Genomic DNA, 23,884 nt, shown 5'->3' with positions numbered 1-23,884 from the left:
CCGCGAACCGCCGTCTCGGCGTTACTTCAGACAGGTCGCGACGACCCGGAGGGCGTCTTCGCCCTGTACTTGTTCTGCGAGCAGCGGCACCCGCTTCACGTCGCGGCCGCGGAAGAGGTTCGTCGCCGAGCGGAGCGCGTCCTGTTGGACCTGCCAGCGGCGCTGACAGAAGCCGCAGTTCTCCAGGTCGGGCGACTCTATCCACTTGGGGTCGACGTCGGCCACGTCCTCGACGGACTCCATCACGCGGTTGACGACGAGCGTCTGGACGGGGATGCCGAACTCGTCGAGCCGCGAGACGAGGCGCTTGGACTCCACGACGCTCATCTCCTCGGGAATCATGACGACCCGGAAGTCGGTCCGCGTCGGGTCGCGGAGGACCGCGCGCAGGCGCTCGATGCGCTCGCGGAGGTCGTCGAGGTCCGCCATCCCGGCCTGCGGGTCGTCGGGGCCGCCGCCGAACATCCCTTTGAGGTTGTCCATCATGCCGGAGAAGCGCTGGCGCATGCGGGCGATGCGGCCGAGCATGGAGTCCATCAGTTCGGGGAGTTCGAGCAGGCGGAGCGTGTGGCCCGTGGGCGCGGTGTCGACGACGACGCGGTCGAACCGCGGGTCGTCCATGTATTCGAGGAGCTGCTGCATCGCCGCAGCCTCGTCCGCGCCGGGCATCGGCCCGCCCATCCCCATCGGCCCGTCGCCGCCGAGGAGGTCCTCGAAGCCGCCCATTCCGCCGCCCATCCCACCGAACGGGGAGTCCGAGTCGCCGCCGGCGAAGGGGTTGTCGTCGTCGTAGTCTCCGGTCTCGAAGTCGGTCTCGTCGTCGAAGTCCTCGCCCGAGCCGTCGCCGCCGGCGAACGGCCCGTCCATGACCGCGTCGGGGTCGATTTCGGCCGCGTAGAGGGGAATCTCCTCGCGAATCCGAGTCGGCTTGTCGGGGACCGGCACGCCGAGCGTGTCGGAAAGAGAGTGCGCGGGGTCCGTGGAGACGACGAGCGTCGCGGTGCCGTCGGCCGCGCTGGCGAGCGCCGTCGCCGCGGCCATCGTGGTCTTCCCGACGCCGCCCTTGCCGCCGTAGAGGACGTAATCCGGGGCGTCGATTCCCTCGGGGAGGTCCTCGGTGTCGGTCGACGTGACCTCGTCGGGCTCGGTGACTTCCACCTCGATTTCGGCCGGCCCGTCGTCGCCGGCGTCGTCGTCTTCGTCGGCGTCGGGTCGCTCCGTCGGCTCAACGTCGATGTCCATGTCGGACCCGACACCGCGGGGCTTTGTGTACTTCTCGGTCTCGGAACCGCCGGTGGACTTTTGTCCCGCCGCATCGGTGCCGACCGCGACGCCAACGCCGCCGGTGGCCTCCCCGACCGCTTTTTGTCCCGACCGCCCGTCGTCGGTCGTATGCGCGAGTTCGCATCCGACCCGCCCGAGGAGGTCCGCGTCGGCGACGCCCTCCGCGAGGCGGACCACACCGTCGCGGTCGCGGAGTCCTGTACGGGCGGCCTCGTCGGGTCGCTCCTGACCGACGTGCCCGGCTCCAGCGACTACTTCGACCGCTCGCTCGTCACCTACTCCTACGACGCCAAGCGCCACGAACTGGCGGTCTCGCGGGAGTCGCTCGACGAACACGGCGCCGTCTCCGAGCCCGTCGCCCGCGAGATGGCCGCCGGCGTCCGCGACGTGGCCGACGCGACGTGGGGGCTCGCCACGACGGGTATCGCCGGGCCGGAGGGCGGACTCCCCGGCAAGCCGGTCGGGACCGTCTTCGTCGGCGTCGCCTTCGCCGCGCCGTGGGGCTCCGGCGACTCGTACGCCCGCGTCGAGCGCTTCGAGTACGACGGGTCGCGGACGCAGGTGAAAGAACAGATTGCGCGCGGGGCGCTGGCGCTCCTCCGCGAAGAAATCGAGTCCGCCACGACCGGCTGAGCCGGTCGCACGGCCGCCGTCGGTCGGTTCCGTGGGAAAGCTTTGTATCCCGCCGGACCAGTCTGCATCCATGAACAAGAAGGGACACGTGCTCAACGCCATCCTGTTGGCGCTCGGGCTCGGCGTCATCCTCACCGTGGACCCGCGGTCGTTCGAACCGACGGTCGACTCGGCGTTCCTCCTCGCCCAGAAAATCGGCCAGTTGTCGCTGCCCGTCGTCCTCGGGGCGCTGTTCCCCGACGTGGACACCGCCTTCGGCAAGCACCGCAAGACGCTCCACAACCTCCCGGTGCTGGCGATATTCCTCGCGTTCCCGCTCGTCTTCGGCAACCTCCACTTCGTCTGGATCGGCGTCGCCACCCACTACGTCCTCGACATGGTCGGCTCGAAGCGCGGCATCGCGCTGTTCTACCCGCTTTCGCCGCAGGAGTACGACCTGCCGACCGGCGTGGCGACGAGTTCGAAACACGCCGACGCGGTGACCGTCGTCGTCACGGTCGCCGAACTCGGCGTCCTCGCCGGCGTCCACTACTACCTCTTTTCGCTCGACGTGTCCCTCGCGGACGCCGCGGCGTCGTTCACCGCGGTGCTCTGAGCGGTTGGCGGCCGCGGTGCTGGGTGCTGGCGCGTTCGGGCGCGGGCGCGGTCGAACGAACGGCTGTTCGGTAACACTCAGTAGACGCTCACGTCGTCGAACCGACCGTCGTAGGCGATGTGGCTCGGATGCGTCGGCTCCATCCCCGAAAGCAGGAGTCGGTCGACTTTCCCCCACGAGTTCTCGTAGCCGAGGTGGGCGAACTCGGCCACGCCGCGGAGCGCGTGGGAGACTCCTGTGCGGCGGACGACCCGGCGTTCCGCCCCCTCGCGGAGCGCGGCGACGAGGTCGGCCTCGGAGCCGATGTCGCGGTCGAACTCGGTCCACGCCTCGCCGACGGTGCCGTGGAGGTGCGCGTAGGACGACGCGAACCCCGGCAGCCCCGTCTCGCGGGCGATGTCGCGCCCGCGGCGGTTGTCCCGCGGCAGGGTCTTCGTGTTGTACGTCTCGACGGCGTCGATGTCGTCGCGGCGGGCGGCCACGTCCTCGGCGGTGAGGCTCACCGTCAGGAACTCGGGGTGCGGGACGAGCGTCGCCGCGTCCTGCCGGTCGAACTCCGCGAAGGCCCCGTCGAGGGTGATGAAGTCGGGCACGGGGTCCGAGAGGCCGACCGCGAGGACGTGTTTCCGGTCGCGCCACGACCCCGTGAACACCTCGCGGGCAGGGACGACGAGCAGGTCGTCGTCCGAAAAGCGCGCCGCACGGGCGCGGATGTCTGGCAGGCGAACGAAGTGCGGCGCGTAGACGAGCACGTCGATACCGCGGGCTTTCGCGCGCGAGACGACCCGCTCGTCGAGAATCTTCACGTGCATATCGACCCGCGTCGTCGTGGTCGCGCTCACACGATACGGTCGGGTCAGCCACCAGTTAGTGGTTGCTATTTGTCGAACGCCGGGCGGTCGAAGAAACGGTTTTGTCGCTCACGTCCGTCGGTGGGAACATGTCCCGGTGGAAGTGCGGAATCGAAGGGTGTGACGGTCGGTTCGAAGACGCGGAAAGCGCGGTCATCCACCAGACGGTGGAACACGAGCGCCACGAGTGCAAAGTGTGCGGGACCATCGTCCCCGAGGGCTACTTCGCGATTCGACACGCCTTCGACGAGCACACCCGCGCCGAGTTCGTCCGCGCGTACGACGCCGACTCCTCCGCGGTCCGCATCCGCGAGGACGTGAAAGACGCCGTCGAGGCGGACGCGGACCTCAACAGCGTCGTCGAGACGCTCCGCGAGCAGGGCGCGCTGTAGACGGAACAGCCGGAAGTCGCGGTGGGACGCGACACGGTCGCGCGAGACGGCCTCGCCGGGGACTGTCGGGGGACATGGGAGTCGCCGGGAGGGTGGGTCGCCGGGGGACGCGGCGCTCGTCGCGCGCGGTGAGTCGAGCCGAAACTGAGAGAGAAGAGAGCCCTCGTCGGGGCGGACGCTTACCGCTCTTCGGAGTCGAGGACGCGAATCTGGTCCCCGCGGACGGTGACCGGAATCGGGACCGTCGCCTCGTACAGTTCGACGGTGACCTGGTCTTTCGTCTCGTCGATGCGCTGGACGCGCGCCTTCTCGCCTTTGAACGGGCCGGCGATGAGTTCGACGATGTCGCCCTCCGCGATACCCTCCACGTCCGGCGTCGGCGAGAGGAAGTGTTCGACTTCGGCCATGCTGGAGGTGCCGACCGCGCCGCCGCTCTCGACGAGGCCGCGGGCGTGCGGAATCTCCTCGAGGACGCGCGTGACGATACCGTCGTCGTCGGCCTCGACCATCACGTAACTCGTGAGCGAGTCGGGCGCGAGGACGGCGTGAATCTCGGCGAAGTCCTTCGTCGCGATCATGTCTGCAACCGTTCGCTCCTGGCGAGCGGTGGTCTTTACGGCGAAGATGGGCATCTCAGACCCCTCCGGGGAGGAAGCTCATGACCGCGAAGATGATGAAACCGAGCAGTCCGACGAGGAAGATACCCGCGCCGGCGATTTTGGAGATCTGGGAGAACTCCTGCCAGGACGGGGTGCTCGCGAGTTTCAACACGCGAACGTAGCTGTTCAGGTCGTACTTAACGTCCATGTTGCTGGGGCCTAAGGCGTCGGGCTTTTTCTATCTATTGATGCACCGTCGAGCCGAATTCGGTCTCGAAGGCGAGCGAGAACGTCGAATCCGGCGGAGTGACGCCGCTACGCGGAACGCGAGGGGAGGAGAACGGAGGGCATCCGGACCGCGAGCGCGGTGGACGCGTTCCCGGCCGCGTCGCCGACGACGGCGACTACTCGACGTAGTCGATGTCCTCGAGACGGCCTTCGGCCTGCGCCTGCACCTCGCCGTTGCGGCCGTAGATTTGGGGCGACTCGACGCCGGTGACGACGATCATCGTCCGCATCATGCCTTCGAGTTCGTCGTCGACCGAGGTCCCCCAGATGATGCGTGCGTCGGGGTCGATGCGGTCGTAAATCTCCTCGACGACGCCCTCGGCCTCCTCGATGCTCATGTCGGAGCCGCCGGTGACGTTGACGAGCGCGGAGTTCGCGCCGGAGATGTCCACGTCGAGAAGCGGCGAGCGGAGGGCGGACTTGACGGACTCTTGGGCCTTGGACTCGGAGTCGGACTCGCCGAGACCGATCATGGCGACGCCGCCGCGCTCCATGACCGTCTTCACGTCGGCGAAGTCGAGGTTGACGAGACCGGGCTTGGTGATGAGTTCGGTGATGCCCTTGACCGAGCGCATCAGCACCTCGTCGGATACCTTGAACGCCTGGCGGACCGGGAGCTTCCCCACGGCGTCGAGCAGGCGGTCGTTCGGGACGACGATGACCGTGTCCGAAACGTCGCGGAGTCGTTCGAGACCGGCTTCGGCGTTCGTTCGTCGCACCTCGCCTTCGGCCGTGAACGGCGTCGTGACGATGGCGATGGTGAGCGCGCCCGACTCGCGGGCCGCCTTGGCGACCACGGGGGCCGAGCCGGTGCCGGTGCCGCCGCCGAGGCCGGCGGTGACGAACACCATGTCGGAGCCCTCGATGGCGTCGTAAATCTCCTCTTGGGATTCGAGGGCGGCCTCCTCGCCGACCTGCGGGAGCGAGCCCGCGCCGCGACCCTGGGTCTTCTGTTCGCCCATGAGAATCTTCGTGTCGGCCCCGATTTCCACGAGGTGCTGCACGTCGGTGTTGGCGGCGACGAGCTTCGCCCCCTTGATTCCCTCCTCGTGCATCCGGTTGACGGTGTTCCCGCCGGCACCGCCGCACCCGACCACCGTGATGTTGGTCTGGAGGTCTTTGAGAACCGCTTTCAGTTCGTCGTCAGTCATCGTCCCGGACCGGTTGATGTTGGTCGAGTCGTCGACCTGAACCGACTCATCCCCCATGTCCTCGGCCTCGGCCTCGTCAATTGCGTCGCCGACGATAGAGTCCATATTTATGGAGACGGTTTACGGAGGACGACTAATTATCTTTCCCCCTTCCGTCAGACATCTGTCCGACGAGCCGCCGATTCGTGCCGAAACGTGACATGAGAGCCCGCGGCACAGGTCGGCTCACGGGGCGAATCGGCCGGCCGCGCTCCGCCGGGGGTCACACGACGAACTCGATGAGTCGTTCTTTCGATACGTCTTCGGGCGCGACGGTCTCGCCGTCGACCTCGACCGGCTGGCCGGCCGAGAGTTTGCCGAACGCCGGTCCCTCGGGGACGCCGAACTCGCGTGCCGCGGCGGGGTCGAACGCCCGAACCGTCGCCGTGACCGCCCCGTCGTCGCGGACGACGCTGTCGTATTTCTCGCGCAGCACGTCGCAGAGCCGCGACACGAGTTCGTCGTAGCCGTCGCCCGCGACGGCGGCGCGACCAACCGCGCGCGCGCCGCCCTCGGTCGTGTGGAAGGCGACGGTGGTCTCGCGGACGGCGTCGAGCGCGGCGTCGAGGTCGATGCCCTGCGCCTCGCCGAGCAGGCCGTCGGGGAGCGAGACGACCTCGTAGTCGTCGGCGTCGATTCGCGCGCCGAACCGGAGGCCCTCCTCGACGGTCGTGACGTCGGCTTCGAGGGCCGAGACGCGGTCGAGGGCGACGCCCGCGGTCTCGCGGACCCACGTCTCGGAGACGACTCGGAACCCCTCGGCTTCGAGGGCGGCCGCGAGGTCGTCGCGGTCGCCGTCGACGAGCGCGAGGTCGGCCGCGGAGGCCTCGAACGCCCGGCGGAGCACGTCGCGGTTGTTCTCGGGCGCGCCCATCGCCTTGAGCTGCCAGTCGGCGGCGATGTGGCCGACGCGCCAGTCGGTCTCGCGGAGGACGCGCTCGAACCGCGGGGCGTAGTGGCCGCCGCCGAAGCCGACGAGTTGGCGGTCCGCGTCGGGCGCGACGCCCTCGATGTCGAGGACGGCCGCCGCGACCGCGCGGGCCCCCTCGGGGTCTCCCCACTGCGCTTCGTCGCTCCCGAGTTCGACGAACATCGAGGGGACCGTCGGCTCGGTCGGGCCGTGGTGGGTCGCCTCGATGCCGACTTCGTAGTCGTCCGGCGCGCGCTCGCGGAGCGCCTCGACGACGGCGCGCTGGGCGTTGGGGCACGCGCGGGCGAATCGACCCGGCTCGCCGCCGTAGTCGGCGGGGCCGAAGTTCCCGGTGAAGTGCGCGGTCAGGAGCGCGCCGGTCTCGCCGGCGTGCCGCGAGACGACGACGAGGAGGTCGACGTCGACGTCGAACGCCTCGGCGGGGTCGTCGAGGTCGATGTGTAGGTCGTCGAACTCGCGGAGTTCGAAGCCGTCGCGGGAGAAGACGGTGCCGCCGCCGTCGGCGTCGGGTCGGTCCCCGTCGGTCCGTTCGTCCCAGTCGGCGAGTTCGAGCAGGTGCTCGCCGATGTGAACCGATGCGCTGTCGGCGCGGCTGACGACGATTCCAATCACGATACGAGGGTCGCCGAGGCCGGCGAAAAGGGCGTCGGAAGCGGCGAGGGGAGCGGGTCAGTCTTCGACCGCGGCCGGAACCTCGTTCGCGCCGTAGTCGCCGCGAACGCGTCGGACCGAGAGCTTGGCGACCGCCGCAAGTTGCTTGCGTCGCCGGACGAAAAGCGCCGTTCCGACGACCAGATAGACGACGGAGAAGCCGATGAGCGAGGTTGCGCCGTCGAAGGTGACCGCGCCGAGTCCCGGAATCGGGAGCGTGAGCGCCAGTCCGGTGACGGAGTAGACGAACTGTGTCAAGAAGAGCCCGAGCAGGGCGACCGCCTCGCGGAGGCTGATGGAGAACGTGATGAGGATGGCGATGGCGAAGTAGCTCTGGGCGGCCGTCAGCCAGAGTTCGCCCATCTGGTGGGTGTCGAGCGGGAGCGGACCGTAGTAGCCGAGCGAGAGGCTGTAGACGAGCACGAGCGTCCCGATGAGGAGCGTCCACTGGTTGAGCTTCGAGGAGATGAGCGCGTTGAAGCCGGCGGTCGACCGCGCCTTGTTGACGAGGTAGGCCACGACGATGAGTTCGGGGCTCTCGCTCGCCAGCGGCGCGACCCACTGAATCATCAGGAACGACGGGATGCCGACCGACTTCCCGAGGGCTTCGAGGCCGTGAGCGAACGGCTCGACGGCGACGAGGATGACGATACCGGAAAAGACGAACAGCGCGAGGGTCGTGGCGATGCGCTTGGGTTTCCGGTACGACTGGAGGTACGCGGGCACGCCGATCTGCGCTTCGTCCTCGTGCGGCGAGTTCATCGCCACGAAGATGTACGCGACGTAGAGGCCGACGAGGACGAACATATCGACCGCGCCGATTCCCGCCCCGAGCGGGACGAAGAAGGCGAACACGGTCGCGGCGAAGAGGAACAGAATCTCCGTCGCGATGCCGTGGTCGAGTCGGACCACGTCCGCGAGGAAGCCGGGACGAGACTCGACCGCCTCGTCGCCGGTGTCGCGGGCGCGGTAGACGGTGAAGAGGGCGATTGCGGACCAGCCGATGCCGATGAGGATGCGGTTCGCGCCGGTCATGTTGGCGACGGCGAGGCTCGCGGCCTCGGCCGATTCGGGGGAGCCGGGATTGATGCCGGCTTCCCACGCGTAGAGGGCGTCGACGGCGTATTCGGGGGCGACCGCGAGCACCGCGAGGATGGCGAGGGCGAACGCCCGCGGCACGTCGGCCTCGGCGGTCTCCGCGCCCCACGCGAGGAGGAACGAGGCCCCGAGGACGGCGATACCGCTGAGGGCGACGGTGACGCCGGTCGCGAGGTCAACGCCGAACACCGTGTGGAGGCCCAGCCACGGGACCGTCAGGAGTGCGGCTCCGAACACCGCGGTCAGCGGATGGCTGAGTTGCCGTACCATCGTGGCTACAAGAGCGAAGCCGAAGCCGGTAGCTTTTGTGTTTCAAAATCGGCCCGAAACGGGTGTGACGGACGGCCGAAGTCGTCCGGCAGGGATGTCAGGGAAGGATGAGCCAGAAGAACACGAGGTAGCCGACGACGAGGATGCCGCCGTCGAGGCGGGACACGTCGCGGTTGCGGAGCATCAGCGCGATGACTCCGAAGGTGAACACGAGGAGCGCCGGGAAGTCCAGCGAGATGGTGCTCGGGGGGACGTTCACGGGAACCATGATGGCGAGGATGCCGAGGACGGCGACGACGTTGTAGATGTTGGAACCGACGACGTTGCCGATGCTGAACTCCGATTCGCCGCGGACCGCGCTGATTACGGAGGCCGCGAGTTCCGGCAGCGACGTGCCGAACGCGAGGACGGTCAGCCCGATGAACCGCGGACCGAACCCGAAGGATTCGAGCAGTCCCTGTCCGCCCTGAATGAGCCAGTTCGAGCCGACGAACAGGAGGAGCAGGCCGAGCCCGAGATAGACCACGTCCTTGAACTGCGCGGAGACCTCGTCTTCGTCCTCGATGTCGATTTCGTCCGCGCCGATGGCGTCCGCCGTCGCCGACCGGGCGCGGTAGAGCAGGTAGCCCGTGAACGCGACGAGGATGAGCAGGAGGACGCCGCCGTCGACGGCGCTGAGGTTCCCGTCCATCCCGAGGGCGACGAGCGCGACCGCCGCGGCAATCATGAACGGGACGTGCCGGCGGAGCGTCGCGGTCGAGACGCCCATCGGCTGGATGAGCGCCGAGATTCCGAGGACGAGACCGATGTTGGCGATGTTCGAGCCGACGATAGCACCGAGTCCGAGGTCGGAGCTGTAGCCCAGGCCGCTCAGGACCGCGACGAAGAGTTCGGGGGTGGTCGTCGCGAACGCGACGATGGTCACACCGACGATGGCCGCCCGGAGACCGAGGCCGATGGCGAGTCGAGATGCGCCCTCGACGAGCGCCTCGGCCCCGAGATAGAGCGCGACGATACCCGCCACGAGGAGCGCGGTATCGAAGGAAAGCAGGGTTGCGAGTGCCGACATACGCGGGAGTAGACCAACGGGGGACTAAAAGCGCGCCGGTACACCGCGGATCCGCGACAAGCTATCACGGGAGAGCGAACGGGTGGACATCCGCCCTGTGGGGGCCGTCGGGTCCCGGCGGAATCCGACGCGGGCGGGCGAGTTATATCGTCGGCAGGACACCACCCGCCCATGCAAGTCTACGGTCTCGTCGGCAACCCGGTCGGCCACTCGCTGTCGCCGCCGATGCACGAGGCGGCCTACGAGGAAACCGGCCTCGACGCCCGGTACGTCACGTTCGAACCCGACCGCGACGACATCGCGGCGGCCGTCGAGGGCGCGGACGCCCTCGGCGTCTCGGGGCTGAACGTCACCATCCCGTTCAAACAGGACGTGCTCGAACTGGTCGACCCCGACCCGCTCGCCGAGCGAATCGGCGCGGTCAACACGGTCGATTTCGGCGGGGAGACGCCGCAGGGGTACAACACCGACGCGGCGGGCGTCACCCGGTCGTTCGAGCGCCACGGCGTCGGCCTCGACGGGAACGCGGCCGTGGTCGTCGGTGCCGGCGGCGCGGGGCGGGCCGCCGCGTTCGCCCTCGCCGACGCGGGCGCGTCGGTCCACGTCGCCAACCGAACCGCCGAGACCGCGGTCGAACTGGCCGGGGGCGTCCCCGGCGCGACCGGCGGCGGACTGGACACGCTCGACCGGATTCGGGAGGCGGACGTCCTCGTCAACGCGACGAGCGTCGGGATGGAGTCGCCCGACGAGACGCCCGTCCCCGCGGAGTACCTCCACGGGGACCTCGCGGTGCTCGACGCAGTCTACACGCCGCTCGAGACCCGACTCCTCCGCGAGGCGGCCGCGGCGGGCGCGGTCACTATCGACGGCGCGTGGATGCTCCTCCTGCAGGGCGTCGAGGCCTTCGAGCGGTGGACCGGCCGCGACGCGCCGGTCGACGCGATGAACGCCGCGCTCCGGAGCCACCTCGAGAGCGACTGAGGCCGCTGGTTTTTAAATAACGGGATTGCATAGGAGAAGGTAACATGGGCTTGCTTGACACTATTTCGTCGCTCTGGAAATCCCTCGTTGGTGGCGACTCGTCGTCTTCCTCGAAGGAGGGACGTGACGACACGGCGACCGTTACGGTCGAACGCGACACCAGAACCGAACGCGAGGAAGCGAACGTCGAGACCGAGGCCGCGGTGAAGGAACCGGTCGAAGAGACGGAATCGGCGGACGAAGAGACCGACGACGCGGTCGAATCAGCGGTCGAAGACGAGGCCGACGCGGCGTCTGAGGCCGACGACGAAGCCGCCGAAGACGCCCGCGACGACGCGGAGGTCGCGGCCGACGCCATCGAGGAGGCCGAACCGGACGACGAAGTGGAGGCCGAACCGGAGCCGGAGCTAGAATCCGAGGACGAAGCCGGCGACGAAGAAGAAGTGGAACCCGAGGACGAAGCCGAACCAGAATCCGAGGAGTCCGACGAGAGCGAATCCGAGGAGTCCGACGAGAGCGAATCCGAGGAATCCGACGACGGTTCCGACGAGGCCGACGAAGCGGTCGCGGAACCCGACGAGCCGGCCGTCGACCCCGACGCGCCGACCGTGGACACGATTCGCGGCATCGGCCCGGCGTACGCCGAGCGACTCTCCGAGATCGGCATCGATACCGTCGCGGACCTCGCCGCGGCCGACGCCGACGAGGTCGGCGACGCAATCGACGTGTCGCCGAAGCGGGTCCAGCGCTGGATAGACCGCGCCGGCGAGGCGTAACCGACTCGCGTGGGAGCGGCCGAGACGACTGTTCTCCCGACCGACGGCCGCTCTCGCTACCTCGCAGACACGTCGCGAAACCGTTTACCCGGCGGACAGACTGGTGTGAGTAATGACCGCATTGACCGTCGTCACCGACCGCGACGACTTTCGCGCGACCGCCGAGGTCGCACCCGCCGGCGCGCGCGTCCCCGTCGAGGCCCGCATCGCCGTCTCGGACCCCTTCGACGCCTATCGACGCGCCCGCCGGAACGCCGGCGGCTTCTTCTACGAGACGACCGGCGGGCAACCCGGCTGGGGTGCCTTCGGCGTCTCCCCCGCGGAGCGCCTGACCGTCGACGACCCGACCGACGACGACTGGGGCGACCCCGGCGTCGACACCGCGCCGAGCCTCGCCGCGCTCGAATCGCTCGCCGACTCGGAGACGCTCGTCCGCGGCGACTGCGACGTGCCGTACCCCTGCGGCCTGTTCGGGTGGCTCTCGTACGACGCGGCCCGCGAACTCGAATCGCTCCCCGAGCACACGACCGACGACCGGGGGCTCCCCCACCTCCAACTCGGCCTCTACGACCTCGTAGCGTCGTGGGAGGAACCCCGTCCTGACGACGGCGAGACGACGCTCCGGGTCACCTGCTGTCCCGTCGTCGACGACGACGCCGACCTCGACGCCGTCTACGACGAGGCGCGAACGCGGGCGACCGACCTCGCCGTCGAGGCGGTCGAGGGCGAACCAGAGCCCGTCTCCGCGCCCGTCGAATCCGACGAGGCGACGTTCGAGAGCGCCTGCGGCCGCGAGGCGTTCGCCGACCGCGTCCGCGCCGCGAAGCGGTACATCCGCGACGGCGACACGTTTCAGGCGAACCTCTCGCAGCGGCTCGTCGCGCCCGCGGCGGTCCACCCGGTGGACGCCTACGCGGCGCTCCGACAGGTCAACCCCGCGCCGTACTCGGGGCTGCTCGAACTCCCCGGCGTCGACCTCGTGAGCGCCAGCCCGGAACTCCTCTTGCGCGTCGAGGGCGACCGCCTCGTCACCGAACCCATCGCCGGCACCCGCCCGCGGGGGGCGACGCCCGAGGAGGACGACGCGCTGGAGGCCGACCTGACGACCGACGAGAAGGAGCGCGCCGAACACGCGATGCTCGTCGACCTCGAACGCAACGACCTCGGGAAGGTCTCGGAGTACGGGTCGGTCGAGGTGACGGAGTACCGCCGGGTGGACCGCTACTCGGAGGTGATGCACCTCGTCTCGCTGGTCGAGGGGACCCGACGCGAGGGGACCAGCCTCGCCGACGCCGTCGCCGCGGTGTTCCCCGGCGGGACCATCACGGGCGCGCCGAAGCCCCGGACGATGGAGATTATCGACGAACTCGAAGCCACCCGGCGCGGCCCCTACACCGGGAGCATGTTCGCCGTCGGCTTCGACGACCGCGCGGTGCTGAACATCGTCATCCGGACGCTCGTCCGCTTCGGAGACGAGTACCACCTCCGCGTGGGTGCGGGCATCGTCCACGACTCCGACCCCGACAGCGAGTACGACGAGACGCTGGCGAAGGCGCGGGCGCTCATCACCGCCATCGACGAGGCGCTCGGCGAGCGCGCGGACATGACCGTGGGGGCCGAACGATGACGCGTATCCTCGTCGTCGACAACTACGACTCGTTCGCCTACAACCTCGTGCAGTACGTCGGCGAGGCGGTCGCGGAGGCGCAGGGCGAAAGCGGGGGTGAACGCGGAGACGCTTCGGACGACGTGCTCGTCTACCGCAACGACGCGCTCTCGGCCGACGACATCCGCGACATCGACCCGGACGGCATCGTCGTCTCGCCCGGCCCCGGCACCCCCGCGGACGCCGGCGTCTCGATCTCGGTCTTCCGCGACCTCGACTATCCGACGCTCGGCGTCTGTCTCGGCCACCAGTCGCTCTGTGCCGCCCTCGGGAGCCGCGTCGGCCACGCGCCCCACGTCGTCCACGGGAAGCCGTCGCTCGTCGAGCACGACGGCGCGGGCGTCTTCTCGGGGCTGCCCGAGCGAATCGAAGTCGGCCGCTACCACTCGCTCGCGGTCGAACACGACGACGTGCCCCCCGAGTTAGCGGTGACCGCCCACACCGTCGCAGCGGAGTCAGAAACCGGCGGCCCAGACGCTGAAGAGGCCGACGAACCGTCGGTCGTGATGGGCGTTCGCCACCGCGAGAAGCCACACGTCGGCGTGCAGTTCCACCCCGAGAGCATCCTCACCGACTCGGGGAAGGACATCGTCCGCAACTTCGTCGCGCTCGCGGCCGGCGACGGCCCGGCGGCCGACGAGTGGGAGGCGGAGCGATGAGCGGCGACGACGACGCCGATGGGCGTTCGCTTCGCTACCACGTCGACGGCGACCTCGTCCCCGCCGAGTCGGCGTCGATTCCGGTCACGGACCGCGGCTTCCTCTACGGCGACGCCGCCTTCGAAACCCTCCGCGCCTACGGCGGCGAGGTGTTCCACTGGGAGGCCCACGCCGACCGACTGGCCGAGACGTGCGACGCGCTCGGGATGGGCCACGGCCTGTCCGACGACGACCTGCGCGCGCGAATCGACGAGACGCTCGCGGCGAACGACCTCGACGAGGCGTACGTCAGGCTCTCCGTCACTCGCGGCAGTCAGGGCGGCCGCCTCACGCCGGCCGAGGAGGTCGACCCCCGCGTCGTCGTCATCGTGGAACCGCTCTCCCGCGGCGGCCGCGGCTCCGACCCCGTGTGGGACGGCCCGGCGTCGGTCCAGACCGTCAAGACCCGGCGCATCCCCGACCGGTCGCTCCCCTCGCGGGCGAAGACCCACAACTACCTCAACGGCATCCTCGCCCGCGTCGAACTCCGCGTCACCGGCGCTGACGAGGCGCTCATGCTCGACGCCGACGGCTACGTCACCGAGGGCGCGACGAGCAACCTCTTTTTGGTCGACGACGACGCGCTCTGCACGCCGAGTCTCGACGGCCCGGTCCTCCCGGGCATCACCCGCCGCGTCGTCCTCGACCTCGCCCGACAGGAGGGCATCCCGATTCGGGAGCGGCGCTTCACGCCGGACGACGTGCGCGGCGCGAACGAGGCGTTCCTCACGAACTCGACGTGGGAACTCCGACCCGTGGAGACGGTCGACGGTATCCGAGTGGGCGACGGACCAGTGACGAAACTCATCTCGCGGCTCTACGACGACTACGTGGAGCGACGCCACTACGGCGGCGACGGCGACAACGATGGCGACGACGAGAACTGAGTCACCCCGCCGCGCTCACCCTCAGAACTCGACGTTTGAACTCGAACTCCGGTCGGCGGGGTCGGTCTCGATTTCGCCCGCTCCGACGTAGTCGAACGCCTCGTCCGAGAGGAAGACGTGGTCGCCGTCGACCGTGATTTCGAGGTCGTCGAGCACCGCGCCCTCGCAGGGCCCGTAGTTGCAGTAGCCCGTGTCGGCCTCGAAGTACGCGCCGTGGTTCTGGCAGATGACCTCGCCGTTGCGCATCGGCGCGCCGGAGCCCTTGTCGAGTTTGATGTGCGTCAGGTGCATGCAGTAGTTCAGCCACCCTTGGATGCCGTCGTCGGTGCGCACGAGGATGGCCTCGCGCTCCTCGGCGTCGTCTTCGTCGGCCGCGCGGACGCGAAAGAGAAAGGTCGTGTCGTCGGGCACGTCGCCGACCGCGCAGATTCGTTCGAGGTCGCTCATTGTGCTCTCGTTGGGTCGGGGTCGAAAATCTCCTTCGGAAGCGGTCGATTGGGGCGACGGCGCGAAGCCTCGCCTCGCGCTCACTCGTCGAGGGCCATCCGAAAGAGGGAGAGTATCCAGTAGCCAGCACCCACGAACAGGAGGAGTCCGAAGCTACCCACGAGGAGATTTCCGGTTCCCAGTTGGCGTGTCCAGCCGAACCCGAGTATCGCGACGATGGCGAGGAGTCCGCCGAGTATCGTTCGCTGAATCGCAGACCAAAACTCTGTTCCCGAATCTGTAGAGGGCATACTCGGTCCCTACTCGCGGAGTGATTATCAATATGTGTTACAGATTTGAAATGACTGAGGGTTCGGGTCTCACGCTGTCGCGAGTTCGAGAACGTAGACGTAGACCTCATTCGCACCGGTTCGCGGCGCTCCCCGGTTCAAATCTACTGAGCTATGTGGCCGACCTCGTGGGCCGCGCCGAGCTGAGACTCGGCGCTTAGGAGTTGCGGTCGGCAAAACCATAGCGGGAGGTAGATTTGAACGACGCGAATCTCGCTTCGCTCGATTCTCTGGTTCAAACTACCTGTTGCGATTACCACAGAAGACGGGCCGCCGCAGCGCGATAAAACGCGCTGCTTGGGGTGTAGTTTTCAGGAGAATAGCGGGAGGTAGATTTGAACTACCGATCTCCGGGTTATGAGCCCGGCGGAATCTCCTGGCTATCCCATCCCGCTGAATCAACAAACGAGTCTGCTATTGTTAAGACTTCTGTTTCGGCCGCTGTGTGTCAATTTTCACCGTGAGTCGCGCTGACTCGAACGGGTCGCGATGCGCCACGTGAACAGGCTTTCTGCGACGTAGTTCAGGAGCATCGACGCGCCGATAGCGAGGGGTAGCGGGATGAGTTCCCAGAGGTCGATGCCGGCGACCGGAATCGACAGCGGAACCTCGCCGAGCGCCCGAACGACGAGCACCTGCACGAGGAGGCCGCCGCTCCTCACGAGGTTCGACTTCACGAAGCGCCGGACCTTCGCGGTGAGCAGGTCCGATCCGGCCCCCGCGAACGTCCAGCGGTCGTTGATGACGAACATGATGATGATTGCGAGCTCCGCGCCGGCGAGCTTCGCGAGTTCGTTGGCGACGCCGAAAAAGACGATGAGGAGACTGCTCAACGAGAGGTCGAACACCGCGCCGACCGCGCCGACGGAGGCGAACTTGCCGAATCGGGTGCCGGAGACGAGCGCCGAGAGCCGGTCAGTCATCCGTGACCTCCGCCGAGAACTGCTCGACGAGGGTCCGCTCGTCGTTCCGAGCGTCGATGAGTTCGTGGAGGCGGTCCTCGCGAATCGTCCGGGCGCGGTGGCGCGACCGAAGGAGCCCGCGGGCCATCTTGAGCGTCGTGTCGACCGGCGAGACCGTCGAGTTCGGCTGGTCCTCCCAGACGACCGGCACCTCGGCCACGCGGTGGCCGAACGCGCCCGAGACGGCGATGAGTTCGATATCCCACGCGAATCCGGGTTCGTACAGGTGGGTCCGAACGTCGGCCCACGCCGCGGCGGTGATGGCCTTCGCGCCGCACTGGTAGTCGTACAGCGGGACTTCGGTCAGGTGGCGGGCCAGCCACGCGAAGCCGTCGCCGAGGTAGCGCCGAGCGACCGTCTGGTGGGAGGCGACGGTCGCATTCGGGTGACGGCGCGACCCCACGGCGAGGTCGGACCCCTCGCGGACGGCGGCGACGACGTTCGCCATCGACGCAGCCGGGGTGCTCCCGTCGGCGTCGGCGAACGAGAGGATGTCCGTGCGGAGCGACTCGAACCCGGCGGTGATCGCCGCGCCCTTGCCGCGACGGGCGTCGACCGGGTTCACGTGAGCGACGGCGGGGAGGGCGTCGAGGGCGTCGAGCGTCTCGGGCCGCGGCGCGTCGAGTTCGACCCGGACCACCTCGGGGTCCAGTTCCTCGACGAGAGCGTGGACGTAGGGGACCAGACGCTCTGGGTCGGGTCGATAGGCGGGGACCACCACCCCGACAGACTGCGACATGCACGACCATTCACTCAACGGGGTAAAAAGCGAACCGCTCTGTTTCGCACCGGCCATCACAAAACGTATTGCATCCGCGGCGCAGTCATCGGACAGATGGAGTACGCCCTCGTTGTCCGGTGGTTGCTGCTGTTCGCGGCCCTCTGGGCGGTCGGCCTTCCCCTCGCGACCCGCCTGTTCCGACGCCTTCCCGGTCGCGGTGCCGGACTCGCCCTCCCCGTCTCGCTCGTCGTCTTGACCCTTCCCGCCTACTACGTCGGCCACCTCTCGTTCGGCCCCGTGGCCCTCGTCGCCGGCGTCGGGACGCTCCTCGTCGCGTCCGCGGTCGCGGGCCTCGACCTCGGCGCGCTCCGCCGCGGCGACCTCCGACTCGCGTCCGACCTCGACATCGACCGGCGCGCCGTCGCCGACGCGGCCGCGGTGTTTCTCGTCGCCTTCCTGTTCGCGGTCTCGCTCCGGGCGCTCGACCCGTCGGTCCACGCCGGCGGCGGCGAGAAGTTCCTCGACTTCGGCCTCCTCCAGTCGCTCGCCCGCGCGTCGGTCCTCCCGCCGGAGGACATGTGGTTCGCCGGCGAGCCGGTCCGCTACTACTACGGCGGTCACCTCGTCTCGATTCTCCTCGCGCGACTCACCGCCACCGACCCGTCGTTCGCCTACAACCTCGCGCTCGCCGGCTTCTTCGGCTTCCTCGTCACCGCGGCGTTCGAACTCGGGCGCGGGGTCGCCGCCGCCTCGGGGGCGAACGGTCGAATCGGCGGCCTGCTCTCGGCGTTCTTCGTCGGCTTCGCCAGCAACCTCGTCACCGCGGGGCGGTTCGCCCTCGCCGCGCTCCCCGAGGGGCTCCGGCGACCCCTCGCGCGAGCCGTCGCCGAGCGCTCGCAGTACACCGTCGAGCAGGTGCTCGCCGGAACCTCGAACTTCTCGTACTGGAGCGCGAGCCGCGTGATTCCGGGTACCATCAACGAGTTCCCGCTTTTCGCGTGGCTCAACGGCGACCTCCACGCCCACATGATGGGCACGCCGTTTCTGCTCCTCGCGGCCGGCCTCGCCTTCGCGTACTTCCGGACGCCGGAGGAGGCGGTCGGCGAGCGCCGACTCCTCGTCGCCGCGACGACGCTCGTCGGCGCGCTCCAGGTCGTCGTCGACACGTGGAGTTTCCCGTCGGTGTTCGGCGTGCTGTTCCTCGGGATGGTCTTCGCGCCCGCACGGCCGTGGACGCTGTTTCCCGGTCGGGAGCGCGTTCGCTCGGCCGTCGACGACGACCCAGTTGCCGGTGAAGTAGCGCGACTCGTTGGGACGGTCGCGGCGGTCGGACTCGCCGGCGTCGTCGCCGCCGTGCTCGCGAGTCCGTTCCTCCTCGGCGCGGTCGCGGGCGGTGGAAGCGCCCGGACGGTCGAGATTCTCGCGCCCGACCAGCGGAGCGGGTTCGGCGCGCTGGCGCTCGTCCACGGGGCGTTCCTCGCGGCGTTCGCGGGCTACTACGTCCGTCGCCTCGGGGCGCAGGACGGCCTCGGCGGCCGCGAGTGGGCCGCGCTCCTCGGGAGCTTCGCGGTGTTGACCGTCGTCGCCGCCGTCCACTCGTTCGCCGCGCTCGCGCTCGTCGCACCCCTCGTCGCCGTCGGCTGGGTGCTCCTCCGGTTCGCCGACGACCCGCGGTTCGAGACGGTGCTCGTCGTCGCCGGCGCGGGCCTCGTGACGCTCGTCGAGCTCATCTACGTGAACGAGCAGGCCGGCCCCGGTCGGATGAACACGGTGTTCAAGACGTACATGCAGGTCTGGGTGCTCTGGGGGAGTGCGATGGGTGCCGTGCTGGCCGGCTTCGTCGGCGACGCGGTCGCCGCGAGCGACGTGTCGCTTCCGAGGGTCGACCTCAGCGTCCGCGGGGGGGCGGTCAGCGCCGTCGGGGTCGCGTTCGTCGTCCTCCTCGTCGCGTCCACGTCGGTGTACGGCGGACTGGCCGTCGCCGCCCACGCGGACACCCCCCGGCAGGAGGAGACGCTGGACGCGACGGCCTTCGCGGAGTGGTGGCACGAAAACGAATCGACCGCAATCACGTGGCTCGACGAGAACGTCGAGGGCAACCCGACGATGCTCACCGCGCCGGGGACGACGTGGTCGGCGACCGTGAGCGACGAGCGCGAGACCGTCATGTACGGCTGGCGCGGGAATCCCGAATCGAGCCTGACCGGCGTGCCGACGGTCGCCGGCTGGGCGCACGAGGTCGGCTACCGCGGGCCCGACGCCTACTACGACCGCGTGCGCGACGTGGACGCGATGTACGTCGGCAACGAGTCGACGCGGGCGCGGCTCGTCGAGCAGTACGAGGTGCGGTACGTGTGGGTCGGACCGGGCGAGCGCGCCCGCTACGGGGAGATAGAGACGGACGTGGCGTGGCTGACGCCGGTCCACCGGTCGGGGTCGGTCACGGTCTACGAGGTAGAAGAAGCGAGACTACCTTAGGCCGCGCCGCGCTCGCGGACGACTTCGACGGCCTCGGCGTCGACGCCCTCGGTTTCGAGCCAGTGCGGGACGAACTCGCGCTTTTCGAACGCCTCGCGCTCGTCTTCGGTGCCGACGGTGCACCACAGCTGGACGCGGTCGGGACCGTGCCAGTCGCCCTGTCGGTCGACCGAAAAGAGGACGTACTCCTCGCCGTCGTACTCGATGACGCCGTCGCGGCGGACGCCGGGGTCGCCGTGGATGATGAGCTTCTTCATGTGCCGGGATTGGCACAGTCACCGCTTAATCGCTTCGGCTTCGGGCGTGCGGCGCGCGGCGGGGGAATCGCGGACGGTGCAGTCACCGTGGGCTGCCCACACGTGACACGGCGAACGCCCGGTCGCGGCGAGTTCAGGGGCCGCGTCGAACCAAACGGGTTTTAACGGGCCACACCAAAACCCAGCACAAGGTCGATATCTATGCAGATGCCACGCCGTTTCAACACGTACTGCCCGAACTGCAAGGGTCACCACGAACACGAAGTGGAGAAGGTCCGGAAGGGACGCCCGACCGGCATGAAGTGGAACGCCCGTCAGACGCGACGCGGCAAGGCCACGATCGGTAACGCCGGTAAGTTCTCCAAGGTTCCCGGTGGCGACAAGCCGACGAAGAAGACCCACCTGAAGTACATCTGCTCCGACTGTGGCAAGGCCCACATGCGCGAGGGCTGGCGCGCCGGTCGCCTGGAGTTCCAGGAGTAAATCATGGCAGGAAACTTCTACAAGGTCGCGTGCAGCGACTGCGAGAACGAACAGGTCGTCTTCGGAAAAGCCTCCTCGGTCGTCAACTGCGCCGTCTGCGGGACGACCCTCGCCACGCCGACCGGCGGCAACGCCGAATTCCACGGCGAGGTCGTCGAGACGGTCGAGCGTCGCGACAGCGACGAACTTGAGGCGTAACTCCCTGGAGGACCTCGTATGAAGTACAGCGGATGGCCTGACCCCGGCGAACTCGTCGTCGGAAAGGTAGACGACATCGCGGACTTCGGCGTCTTCGTCGACCTCGAAGAGTACGAAGACAAACGCGGCCTCTGCCACATCAGCGAGGTCGCCAGCGGATGGATTAAGAACGTTCGCGACCACGTCCGCGAGGGACAGACAGTCGTCGCTAAAGTGCTCGAAGTCAACGAGAGTTCCCAGCAGATCGACCTCTCGATAAAGGACGTCAACGAGCACCAGCGCAAAGAGAAGATTCAGGAGTGGAAAAACGAGCAGAAGGCCGACAAGTGGATGGCGCTGGCGTTCGGCGAGGACATCGCCGACGACCGCTACCAGTCCATCGCCAACGCCCTGCTCGCCGAGTTCGAATCGCTCTACGACGGCTTCGAGCAGGCCGCGATTCACGGTCTCGAGGCGCTCGAAGACGTCGAACTCGACGACGACGAGCTCGAAGCCATCGTCGAGACCGCGCGCCAGAACGTGTCGGTCCCCTTCGTCAACGTCACCGGCTACGTCGATCTGCGCTCGCCCGCGGGCGACGGCGTCGACGACGTGAAGGAGGCCCTCAAAGCCGCCGAGGGCGACGACGAAATCGGCGACGAAATCGAACTGTCGGTCACGTACGTCGGCGCGCCCGAGTACCGCGTGAAGGTCAAAGCGCCCGACTACAAGACCGCCGAGACGGAGCTCGAATCGAGCGTCGCTCGGGCCCGCGAGGTCATCGAGGCCGCGGGCGGAACCGCGGAGTACCACCGCGAACGCAGCGGCGACGAAGAGTAATCGCATGAAGTCTGACATCCGGGTGTGCAGCGCGTGGCGCGACCGCCACGACCGCCCGGTGTACTCACTTTCTGAGACCTGTCCGGAGTGTGGCGCAACCACAGAGAACAGCGCGCCCGCACCGTACAACCCAGAAGACCCCTACGGCGAGTACCGCCGCGCTCGGAAGCGCCGGCTCGCCGAGGAATAGCCGTCTTCGGCTACCGACGCTCTCTTAACCGGCGCGTCCGCCACTACGTGCATGGACGACATCGAAATCGAGGCTGTCGAGGAGGTCGACCTCACCGACCCGGTCCTCATCGAGGGACTGCCGGGCGTCGGGAACGTCGGCAAACTCGCCGTCGAGCACCTGCTGGAGGAGTTCGAGGAGGCCACGCTGGTCCGCCGCGTCTACGCCGACGTGTTCCCGCCGCAGGTGAGCATCGACGAGGGCGTCGCCGAGCTGACCCACGCCGCGATTCACGCCGTCGAGACGCCCGGCGAGGGGCCGGACCTGCTCCTCCTGACGGGCGACCACCAGGCGCAGTCCAACGAGGGTCACTACCACCTCACCGACGCCTTCCTCGACGTGGCCGAGGAGTTCGGCGTCGAGCGACTGTTCGCGCTGGGCGGCGTCCCGACCGGCGAGCTCGTCGACGAGCCGTCGGTCCTCGGCGCCGTCGCCGACGAGTCCCGTCTCGACGAACTCGAAGCGGCGGGCATCGAGTTCCGAGAGGACGAACCCGCCGGCGGCGTCGTCGGCGTCTCGGGACTGCTTCTCGGCCTCGGGAGTCGCCGCGGCCTCGACGCGACGTGCCTGATGGGCGAGACGAGCGGCTACCTCGTCGACCCCCAGAGCGCGCAGGTCGTCATCGAGGTCCTGCAGGACCTCCTCGAGTTCAGCGTCGACTTCGAATCGCTCGAAGAGCGCGCCGAGGAGATGAAGGAGGTCGCCGCGAAGATTCAGGAGATGCAACAGCAGCAGCAGGGCGGCATCGCCAGCGACGACGACCTCCGGTACATCGGCTGAGGTCGCGTCGACCGGCGCGGCCCGACTCGTTTTCGAACGGAGTTTAGGCTTCGATGATGTCGTCGTCTGCGAACTCCGGGACGACGACCTCGCCGTCGAGCGACTGCACCGCGCGACCGCCGACGCGTATCTCCGCGCCGACCCGCACGCGGACGGTGCCCGGCCGGTCCACGAAGTGGCCCTGTTCGAAGCGGAGTTCGTCCGGCATGGAGTCGAACGCGCCCACTTGCCGGAGGTACGCGCCGCACGCACCCGCGGCGGTGCCGGTCGCGGGGTCCTCGGAGATGCCGATGCCGGGCGCGAAACACCGCGCGTGGAGCGTGGAGTCGCCGTCGATGGCGTCGAAGGTGAAGGCGTAGACGCCCGCCGCGTCGTGTTCGGCGGCGAGGTCGGCGATGGCGGCGTCGTCGGGGTCCGCACCCGAGAGGTGCTCGAGGAAGTTGACCGGGACGACGAGGAAGGGAAGCCCCGTGGAGGCGACCGCGACGGGGAGGTCCGCACCCACGTCGCGGAGGGCGGCGTCGTCGACGCCGAGCGCCGCCGCGAGGCGGTCGTAGTCGACTTCCAGGGGACGCACCGTCGGCGCGTTCTGCGTCATCCACACCTCCCCGAGGTCGCCGAGTTCGATGTCGAGGGTGCCGACGTTCGTCTCCAGCGTGTGGGTACCCGGTTCGAGTTCGCGCTCGGCCGCGAGGTGAGCGTGGGCCGCGATAGTCGCGTGTCCGCAGAGGTCGACTTCCTGCTTCGGCGTGAAATAGCGGATGCGGCGGTCCGCGGCGGCCGACGAGCAGACGAACGCCGTCTCGCTCGCGCCGAGTTCGGCGGCGACGGCGCGCATCTGTTCCGCGTCGAGTCCGTCGGCGTCGGGGACGACTCCGGCCGCGTTACCGGACAGCGGTTCGGTCGTGAAGGCGTCGACGAGGAGGGCGCGTCGGCTATCCATGGAAAGGCGCACTACACGGCGATGTATCAAACCAGCGGGTCGGCGGTCACGTCACGAGAGAGAAGGGAAGAGCGCGATACGAGCGCGGGTCGGTCGGTGTCGGCCGATTCACGCGCGGGTCCACCGGACGCGGCCGCTCGTTTGAGCTGCGCCGTCGCCCTGCATCACTTCGCGCATGTTCATACAGGCTGGGCACCCGACGACCTCGTCCATGTCGTTGCCGAAGACGCGGACGAAGTCGCGGGAGACGAACTCACCACAGTTACCACACGTGTGCATTCTGTTTCACCTACAAATCCGCATACTCCGGCACTCGACATAACTATGCCCCTTGTTAACATACGTTAGTGTCCGCCTGAACGACGGGTTCCCCGGTTAG

The 23,884-nt window shown here is 68.5% G+C and carries 29 protein-coding genes and 1 tRNA gene; 14 read left to right on the top strand and 16 right to left on the bottom strand.

Features of this window, described 5'->3' with window-relative positions; translation table 11 throughout:
- Window positions 1-21: 21 nt before the first annotated feature.
- A complete protein-coding gene (locus tag ABY42_RS03440) occupies window positions 22-1,242 on the bottom strand; it encodes an ArsA family ATPase (protein ID WP_050459885.1) in 1,221 nt (406 codons plus the stop codon).
- 150 nt (window positions 1,243-1,392) lie between these two features.
- Between ABY42_RS03440 and ABY42_RS03435 the strand changes: the two genes are divergently transcribed.
- A complete protein-coding gene (locus ABY42_RS03435; protein WP_050458723.1) occupies window positions 1,393-1,917 on the top strand; it encodes a CinA family protein in 525 nt (174 codons plus the stop codon).
- Window positions 1,918-1,987: 70 nt separating this feature from the next.
- A complete protein-coding gene (locus ABY42_RS03430) occupies window positions 1,988-2,512 on the top strand; it encodes a metal-dependent hydrolase (RefSeq protein ID WP_050458722.1) in 525 nt (174 codons plus the stop codon).
- Between the two features lie 77 nt (window positions 2,513-2,589).
- Here ABY42_RS03430 and ABY42_RS03425 read toward each other — a convergent pair whose 3' ends face one another.
- Entirely contained in the window at window positions 2,590-3,354 is a 765-nt protein-coding gene (locus tag ABY42_RS03425; RefSeq protein WP_193493019.1) for a PHP-associated domain-containing protein, read from the bottom strand.
- Window positions 3,355-3,452: 98 nt separating this feature from the next.
- Between ABY42_RS03425 and ABY42_RS03420 the strand changes: the two genes are divergently transcribed.
- Entirely contained in the window at window positions 3,453-3,755 is a 303-nt protein-coding gene (locus ABY42_RS03420; protein ID WP_049905009.1) for a DUF7565 family protein, read from the top strand.
- A gap of 179 nt (window positions 3,756-3,934) precedes the next feature.
- Here ABY42_RS03420 and ABY42_RS03415 read toward each other — a convergent pair whose 3' ends face one another.
- The 6 genes from ABY42_RS03415 to ABY42_RS03390 form a co-directional block, all read right to left on the bottom strand.
- A complete protein-coding gene (locus ABY42_RS03415) occupies window positions 3,935-4,387 on the bottom strand; it encodes a transcription elongation factor Spt5 (protein ID WP_004972823.1) in 453 nt (150 codons plus the stop codon).
- A 1-nt stretch (window position 4,388) separates the two neighbouring features.
- Window positions 4,389-4,562: a protein translocase SEC61 complex subunit gamma gene (locus ABY42_RS03410; RefSeq protein ID WP_004044219.1), complete on the bottom strand. Its 174-nt coding sequence runs from the start codon at window positions 4,560-4,562 to the stop codon at window positions 4,389-4,391.
- A 196-nt stretch (window positions 4,563-4,758) separates the two neighbouring features.
- On the bottom strand, window positions 4,759-5,898 hold the full coding sequence (gene ftsZ / locus ABY42_RS03405; RefSeq protein WP_004972824.1) for a cell division protein FtsZ: 1,140 nt from the start codon (window positions 5,896-5,898) through the stop codon (window positions 4,759-4,761).
- Between the two features lie 157 nt (window positions 5,899-6,055).
- Window positions 6,056-7,375 (bottom strand): D-aminoacyl-tRNA deacylase, encoded by a 1,320-nt coding sequence (locus ABY42_RS03400; protein ID WP_050458721.1) that lies wholly within the window; start codon window positions 7,373-7,375, stop codon window positions 6,056-6,058.
- A 57-nt stretch (window positions 7,376-7,432) separates the two neighbouring features.
- A complete protein-coding gene (locus tag ABY42_RS03395) occupies window positions 7,433-8,749 on the bottom strand; it encodes a sodium:calcium antiporter (RefSeq protein ID WP_050459883.1) in 1,317 nt (438 codons plus the stop codon).
- Between the two features lie 130 nt (window positions 8,750-8,879).
- Window positions 8,880-9,851, bottom strand: a complete 972-nt coding sequence (locus ABY42_RS03390; protein WP_004972832.1) for a calcium/sodium antiporter — start codon at window positions 9,849-9,851, stop codon at window positions 8,880-8,882.
- A 171-nt stretch (window positions 9,852-10,022) separates the two neighbouring features.
- On the opposite strand from ABY42_RS03390, the gene ABY42_RS03385 reads away from it, so the two are divergent.
- The 5 genes from ABY42_RS03385 to ABY42_RS03365 all read left to right on the top strand — a co-directional run bounded on the left by ABY42_RS03385 (window position 10,023) and on the right by ABY42_RS03365 (window position 14,859).
- The gene (locus tag ABY42_RS03385; RefSeq protein ID WP_050458720.1) at window positions 10,023-10,832 is read left to right on the top strand and encodes a shikimate dehydrogenase; all 810 of its coding nucleotides are present in this window, start codon (window positions 10,023-10,025) and stop codon (window positions 10,830-10,832) included.
- A gap of 44 nt (window positions 10,833-10,876) precedes the next feature.
- On the top strand, window positions 10,877-11,608 hold the full coding sequence (locus ABY42_RS03380; protein WP_050458719.1) for a helix-hairpin-helix domain-containing protein: 732 nt from the start codon (window positions 10,877-10,879) through the stop codon (window positions 11,606-11,608).
- A gap of 112 nt (window positions 11,609-11,720) precedes the next feature.
- Window positions 11,721-13,235 carry an aminodeoxychorismate synthase, component I gene (gene pabB, locus ABY42_RS03375; RefSeq protein ID WP_050458718.1) on the top strand — a complete coding sequence of 505 codons (1,515 nt, stop codon included), beginning with the start codon at window positions 11,721-11,723 and terminating at the stop codon, window positions 13,233-13,235.
- A complete protein-coding gene (locus ABY42_RS03370) occupies window positions 13,232-13,933 on the top strand; it encodes an anthranilate synthase component II (RefSeq protein WP_050458717.1) in 702 nt (233 codons plus the stop codon). Before pabB ends, ABY42_RS03370 begins: the two co-directional genes overlap by 4 nt.
- Entirely contained in the window at window positions 13,930-14,859 is a 930-nt protein-coding gene (locus ABY42_RS03365) for an aminotransferase class IV (RefSeq protein WP_050458716.1), read from the top strand. Before ABY42_RS03370 ends, ABY42_RS03365 begins: the two co-directional genes overlap by 4 nt.
- 21 nt (window positions 14,860-14,880) lie before the next feature.
- Here the strand turns inward: ABY42_RS03365 and ABY42_RS03360 are convergent, their stop codons facing one another.
- The 5 genes from ABY42_RS03360 to ABY42_RS03340 form a co-directional block, all read right to left on the bottom strand.
- Window positions 14,881-15,306: a Rieske (2Fe-2S) protein gene (locus ABY42_RS03360; protein ID WP_004972848.1), complete on the bottom strand. Its 426-nt coding sequence runs from the start codon at window positions 15,304-15,306 to the stop codon at window positions 14,881-14,883.
- Window positions 15,307-15,386: 80 nt separating this feature from the next.
- Window positions 15,387-15,596, bottom strand: coding sequence for a hypothetical protein (locus tag ABY42_RS03355; protein WP_004972851.1), 210 nt, complete (start codon window positions 15,594-15,596; stop codon window positions 15,387-15,389).
- 359 nt (window positions 15,597-15,955) lie between these two features.
- Window positions 15,956-16,030, bottom strand: a tRNA-Met gene (locus ABY42_RS03350).
- A gap of 60 nt (window positions 16,031-16,090) precedes the next feature.
- On the bottom strand, window positions 16,091-16,558 hold the full coding sequence (locus ABY42_RS03345) for a GtrA family protein (RefSeq protein WP_004972853.1): 468 nt from the start codon (window positions 16,556-16,558) through the stop codon (window positions 16,091-16,093).
- A complete protein-coding gene (locus tag ABY42_RS03340) occupies window positions 16,551-17,336 on the bottom strand; it encodes a glycosyltransferase (RefSeq protein WP_049904949.1) in 786 nt (261 codons plus the stop codon). The genes ABY42_RS03345 and ABY42_RS03340 overlap by 8 nt, the downstream gene beginning before the upstream one ends.
- A 96-nt stretch (window positions 17,337-17,432) precedes the next feature.
- On the opposite strand from ABY42_RS03340, the gene ABY42_RS03335 reads away from it, so the two are divergent.
- Window positions 17,433-19,796 (top strand): DUF2298 domain-containing protein, encoded by a 2,364-nt coding sequence (locus ABY42_RS03335; protein WP_050458715.1) that lies wholly within the window; start codon window positions 17,433-17,435, stop codon window positions 19,794-19,796.
- Here the strand turns inward: ABY42_RS03335 and ABY42_RS03330 are convergent.
- Entirely contained in the window at window positions 19,793-20,053 is a 261-nt protein-coding gene (locus ABY42_RS03330; RefSeq protein ID WP_004972858.1) for an HAH_0734 family protein, read from the bottom strand. The genes ABY42_RS03335 and ABY42_RS03330 overlap by 4 nt on opposite strands.
- A 201-nt stretch (window positions 20,054-20,254) precedes the next feature.
- Here ABY42_RS03330 and ABY42_RS03325 point away from each other — a divergent pair, with 201 nt between their 5' ends.
- Genes ABY42_RS03325 through ABY42_RS03310 form a run of 5 tightly spaced genes read left to right on the top strand, consistent with a single transcriptional unit; the run spans window position 20,255 to window position 22,562 of the window.
- Complete coding sequence (locus ABY42_RS03325) at window positions 20,255-20,536, top strand: 50S ribosomal protein L44e (protein ID WP_004972860.1); 282 nt, start codon at window positions 20,255-20,257, stop codon at window positions 20,534-20,536.
- A gap of 3 nt (window positions 20,537-20,539) precedes the next feature.
- Complete coding sequence (locus tag ABY42_RS03320) at window positions 20,540-20,734, top strand: 30S ribosomal protein S27e (protein WP_004044235.1); 195 nt, start codon at window positions 20,540-20,542, stop codon at window positions 20,732-20,734.
- An 18-nt stretch (window positions 20,735-20,752) separates the two neighbouring features.
- On the top strand, window positions 20,753-21,553 hold the full coding sequence (locus ABY42_RS03315) for a translation initiation factor IF-2 subunit alpha (protein WP_004972863.1): 801 nt from the start codon (window positions 20,753-20,755) through the stop codon (window positions 21,551-21,553).
- A 4-nt stretch (window positions 21,554-21,557) separates the two neighbouring features.
- Entirely contained in the window at window positions 21,558-21,743 is a 186-nt protein-coding gene (locus tag ABY42_RS18940) for an RNA-protein complex protein Nop10 (RefSeq protein WP_004972865.1), read from the top strand.
- A 51-nt stretch (window positions 21,744-21,794) separates the two neighbouring features.
- Entirely contained in the window at window positions 21,795-22,562 is a 768-nt protein-coding gene (locus ABY42_RS03310) for a proteasome assembly chaperone family protein (RefSeq protein WP_004972867.1), read from the top strand.
- Between the two features lie 43 nt (window positions 22,563-22,605).
- On the opposite strand, the gene ABY42_RS03305 is transcribed toward ABY42_RS03310, so the two are convergent.
- Together ABY42_RS03305 and ABY42_RS19705 are read right to left on the bottom strand one after the other, a co-directional pair.
- A complete protein-coding gene (locus ABY42_RS03305) occupies window positions 22,606-23,505 on the bottom strand; it encodes a PhzF family phenazine biosynthesis protein (protein WP_004972869.1) in 900 nt (299 codons plus the stop codon).
- 108 nt (window positions 23,506-23,613) lie between these two features.
- Window positions 23,614-23,784 carry a DUF7563 family protein gene (locus ABY42_RS19705; protein ID WP_004044240.1) on the bottom strand — a complete coding sequence of 57 codons (171 nt, stop codon included), beginning with the start codon at window positions 23,782-23,784 and terminating at the stop codon, window positions 23,614-23,616.
- Window positions 23,785-23,884: the final 100 nt, after the last annotated feature.

It is taken from the genome of Haloferax gibbonsii, assembly GCF_001190965.1.
GTDB lineage: Archaea > Halobacteriota > Halobacteria > Halobacteriales > Haloferacaceae > Haloferax > Haloferax gibbonsii.
This window is presented reverse-complemented; position numbering and strand designations above follow the sequence as displayed.

What these genes read in the sequence shown, in the direction of transcription:
- ABY42_RS03440 (WP_050459885.1), bottom strand. Translation starts at nt 1,242, where the DNA reads ATGGACATCGACGTTGAGCCGACGGAGCGACCCGACGCCGACGAAGAC.
- ABY42_RS03435 (WP_050458723.1), top strand. Translation starts at nt 1,393, where the DNA reads ATGCGCGAGTTCGCATCCGACCCGCCCGAGGAGGTCCGCGTCGGCGAC.
- ABY42_RS03430 (WP_050458722.1), top strand. Translation starts at nt 1,988, where the DNA reads ATGAACAAGAAGGGACACGTGCTCAACGCCATCCTGTTGGCGCTCGGG.
- ABY42_RS03420 (WP_049905009.1), top strand. Translation starts at nt 3,453, where the DNA reads ATGTCCCGGTGGAAGTGCGGAATCGAAGGGTGTGACGGTCGGTTCGAA.
- ABY42_RS03415 (WP_004972823.1), bottom strand. Translation starts at nt 4,387, where the DNA reads ATGCCCATCTTCGCCGTAAAGACCACCGCTCGCCAGGAGCGAACGGTT.
- ABY42_RS03410 (WP_004044219.1), bottom strand. Translation starts at nt 4,562, where the DNA reads ATGGACGTTAAGTACGACCTGAACAGCTACGTTCGCGTGTTGAAACTC.
- ftsZ (WP_004972824.1), bottom strand. Translation starts at nt 5,898, where the DNA reads ATGGACTCTATCGTCGGCGACGCAATTGACGAGGCCGAGGCCGAGGAC.
- ABY42_RS03390 (WP_004972832.1), bottom strand. Translation starts at nt 9,851, where the DNA reads ATGTCGGCACTCGCAACCCTGCTTTCCTTCGATACCGCGCTCCTCGTG.
- ABY42_RS03385 (WP_050458720.1), top strand. Translation starts at nt 10,023, where the DNA reads ATGCAAGTCTACGGTCTCGTCGGCAACCCGGTCGGCCACTCGCTGTCG.
- ABY42_RS03380 (WP_050458719.1), top strand. Translation starts at nt 10,877, where the DNA reads ATGGGCTTGCTTGACACTATTTCGTCGCTCTGGAAATCCCTCGTTGGT.
- pabB (WP_050458718.1), top strand. Translation starts at nt 11,721, where the DNA reads ATGACCGCATTGACCGTCGTCACCGACCGCGACGACTTTCGCGCGACC.
- ABY42_RS03370 (WP_050458717.1), top strand. Translation starts at nt 13,232, where the DNA reads ATGACGCGTATCCTCGTCGTCGACAACTACGACTCGTTCGCCTACAAC.
- ABY42_RS03365 (WP_050458716.1), top strand. Translation starts at nt 13,930, where the DNA reads ATGAGCGGCGACGACGACGCCGATGGGCGTTCGCTTCGCTACCACGTC.
- ABY42_RS03360 (WP_004972848.1), bottom strand. Translation starts at nt 15,306, where the DNA reads ATGAGCGACCTCGAACGAATCTGCGCGGTCGGCGACGTGCCCGACGAC.
- ABY42_RS03355 (WP_004972851.1), bottom strand. Translation starts at nt 15,596, where the DNA reads ATGCCCTCTACAGATTCGGGAACAGAGTTTTGGTCTGCGATTCAGCGA.
- ABY42_RS03345 (WP_004972853.1), bottom strand. Translation starts at nt 16,558, where the DNA reads ATGACTGACCGGCTCTCGGCGCTCGTCTCCGGCACCCGATTCGGCAAG.
- ABY42_RS03340 (WP_049904949.1), bottom strand. Translation starts at nt 17,336, where the DNA reads ATGTCGCAGTCTGTCGGGGTGGTGGTCCCCGCCTATCGACCCGACCCA.
- ABY42_RS03335 (WP_050458715.1), top strand. Translation starts at nt 17,433, where the DNA reads ATGGAGTACGCCCTCGTTGTCCGGTGGTTGCTGCTGTTCGCGGCCCTC.
- ABY42_RS03330 (WP_004972858.1), bottom strand. Translation starts at nt 20,053, where the DNA reads ATGAAGAAGCTCATCATCCACGGCGACCCCGGCGTCCGCCGCGACGGC.
- ABY42_RS03325 (WP_004972860.1), top strand. Translation starts at nt 20,255, where the DNA reads ATGCAGATGCCACGCCGTTTCAACACGTACTGCCCGAACTGCAAGGGT.
- ABY42_RS03320 (WP_004044235.1), top strand. Translation starts at nt 20,540, where the DNA reads ATGGCAGGAAACTTCTACAAGGTCGCGTGCAGCGACTGCGAGAACGAA.
- ABY42_RS03315 (WP_004972863.1), top strand. Translation starts at nt 20,753, where the DNA reads ATGAAGTACAGCGGATGGCCTGACCCCGGCGAACTCGTCGTCGGAAAG.
- ABY42_RS18940 (WP_004972865.1), top strand. Translation starts at nt 21,558, where the DNA reads ATGAAGTCTGACATCCGGGTGTGCAGCGCGTGGCGCGACCGCCACGAC.
- ABY42_RS03310 (WP_004972867.1), top strand. Translation starts at nt 21,795, where the DNA reads ATGGACGACATCGAAATCGAGGCTGTCGAGGAGGTCGACCTCACCGAC.
- ABY42_RS03305 (WP_004972869.1), bottom strand. Translation starts at nt 23,505, where the DNA reads ATGGATAGCCGACGCGCCCTCCTCGTCGACGCCTTCACGACCGAACCG.
- ABY42_RS19705 (WP_004044240.1), bottom strand. Translation starts at nt 23,784, where the DNA reads ATGCACACGTGTGGTAACTGTGGTGAGTTCGTCTCCCGCGACTTCGTC.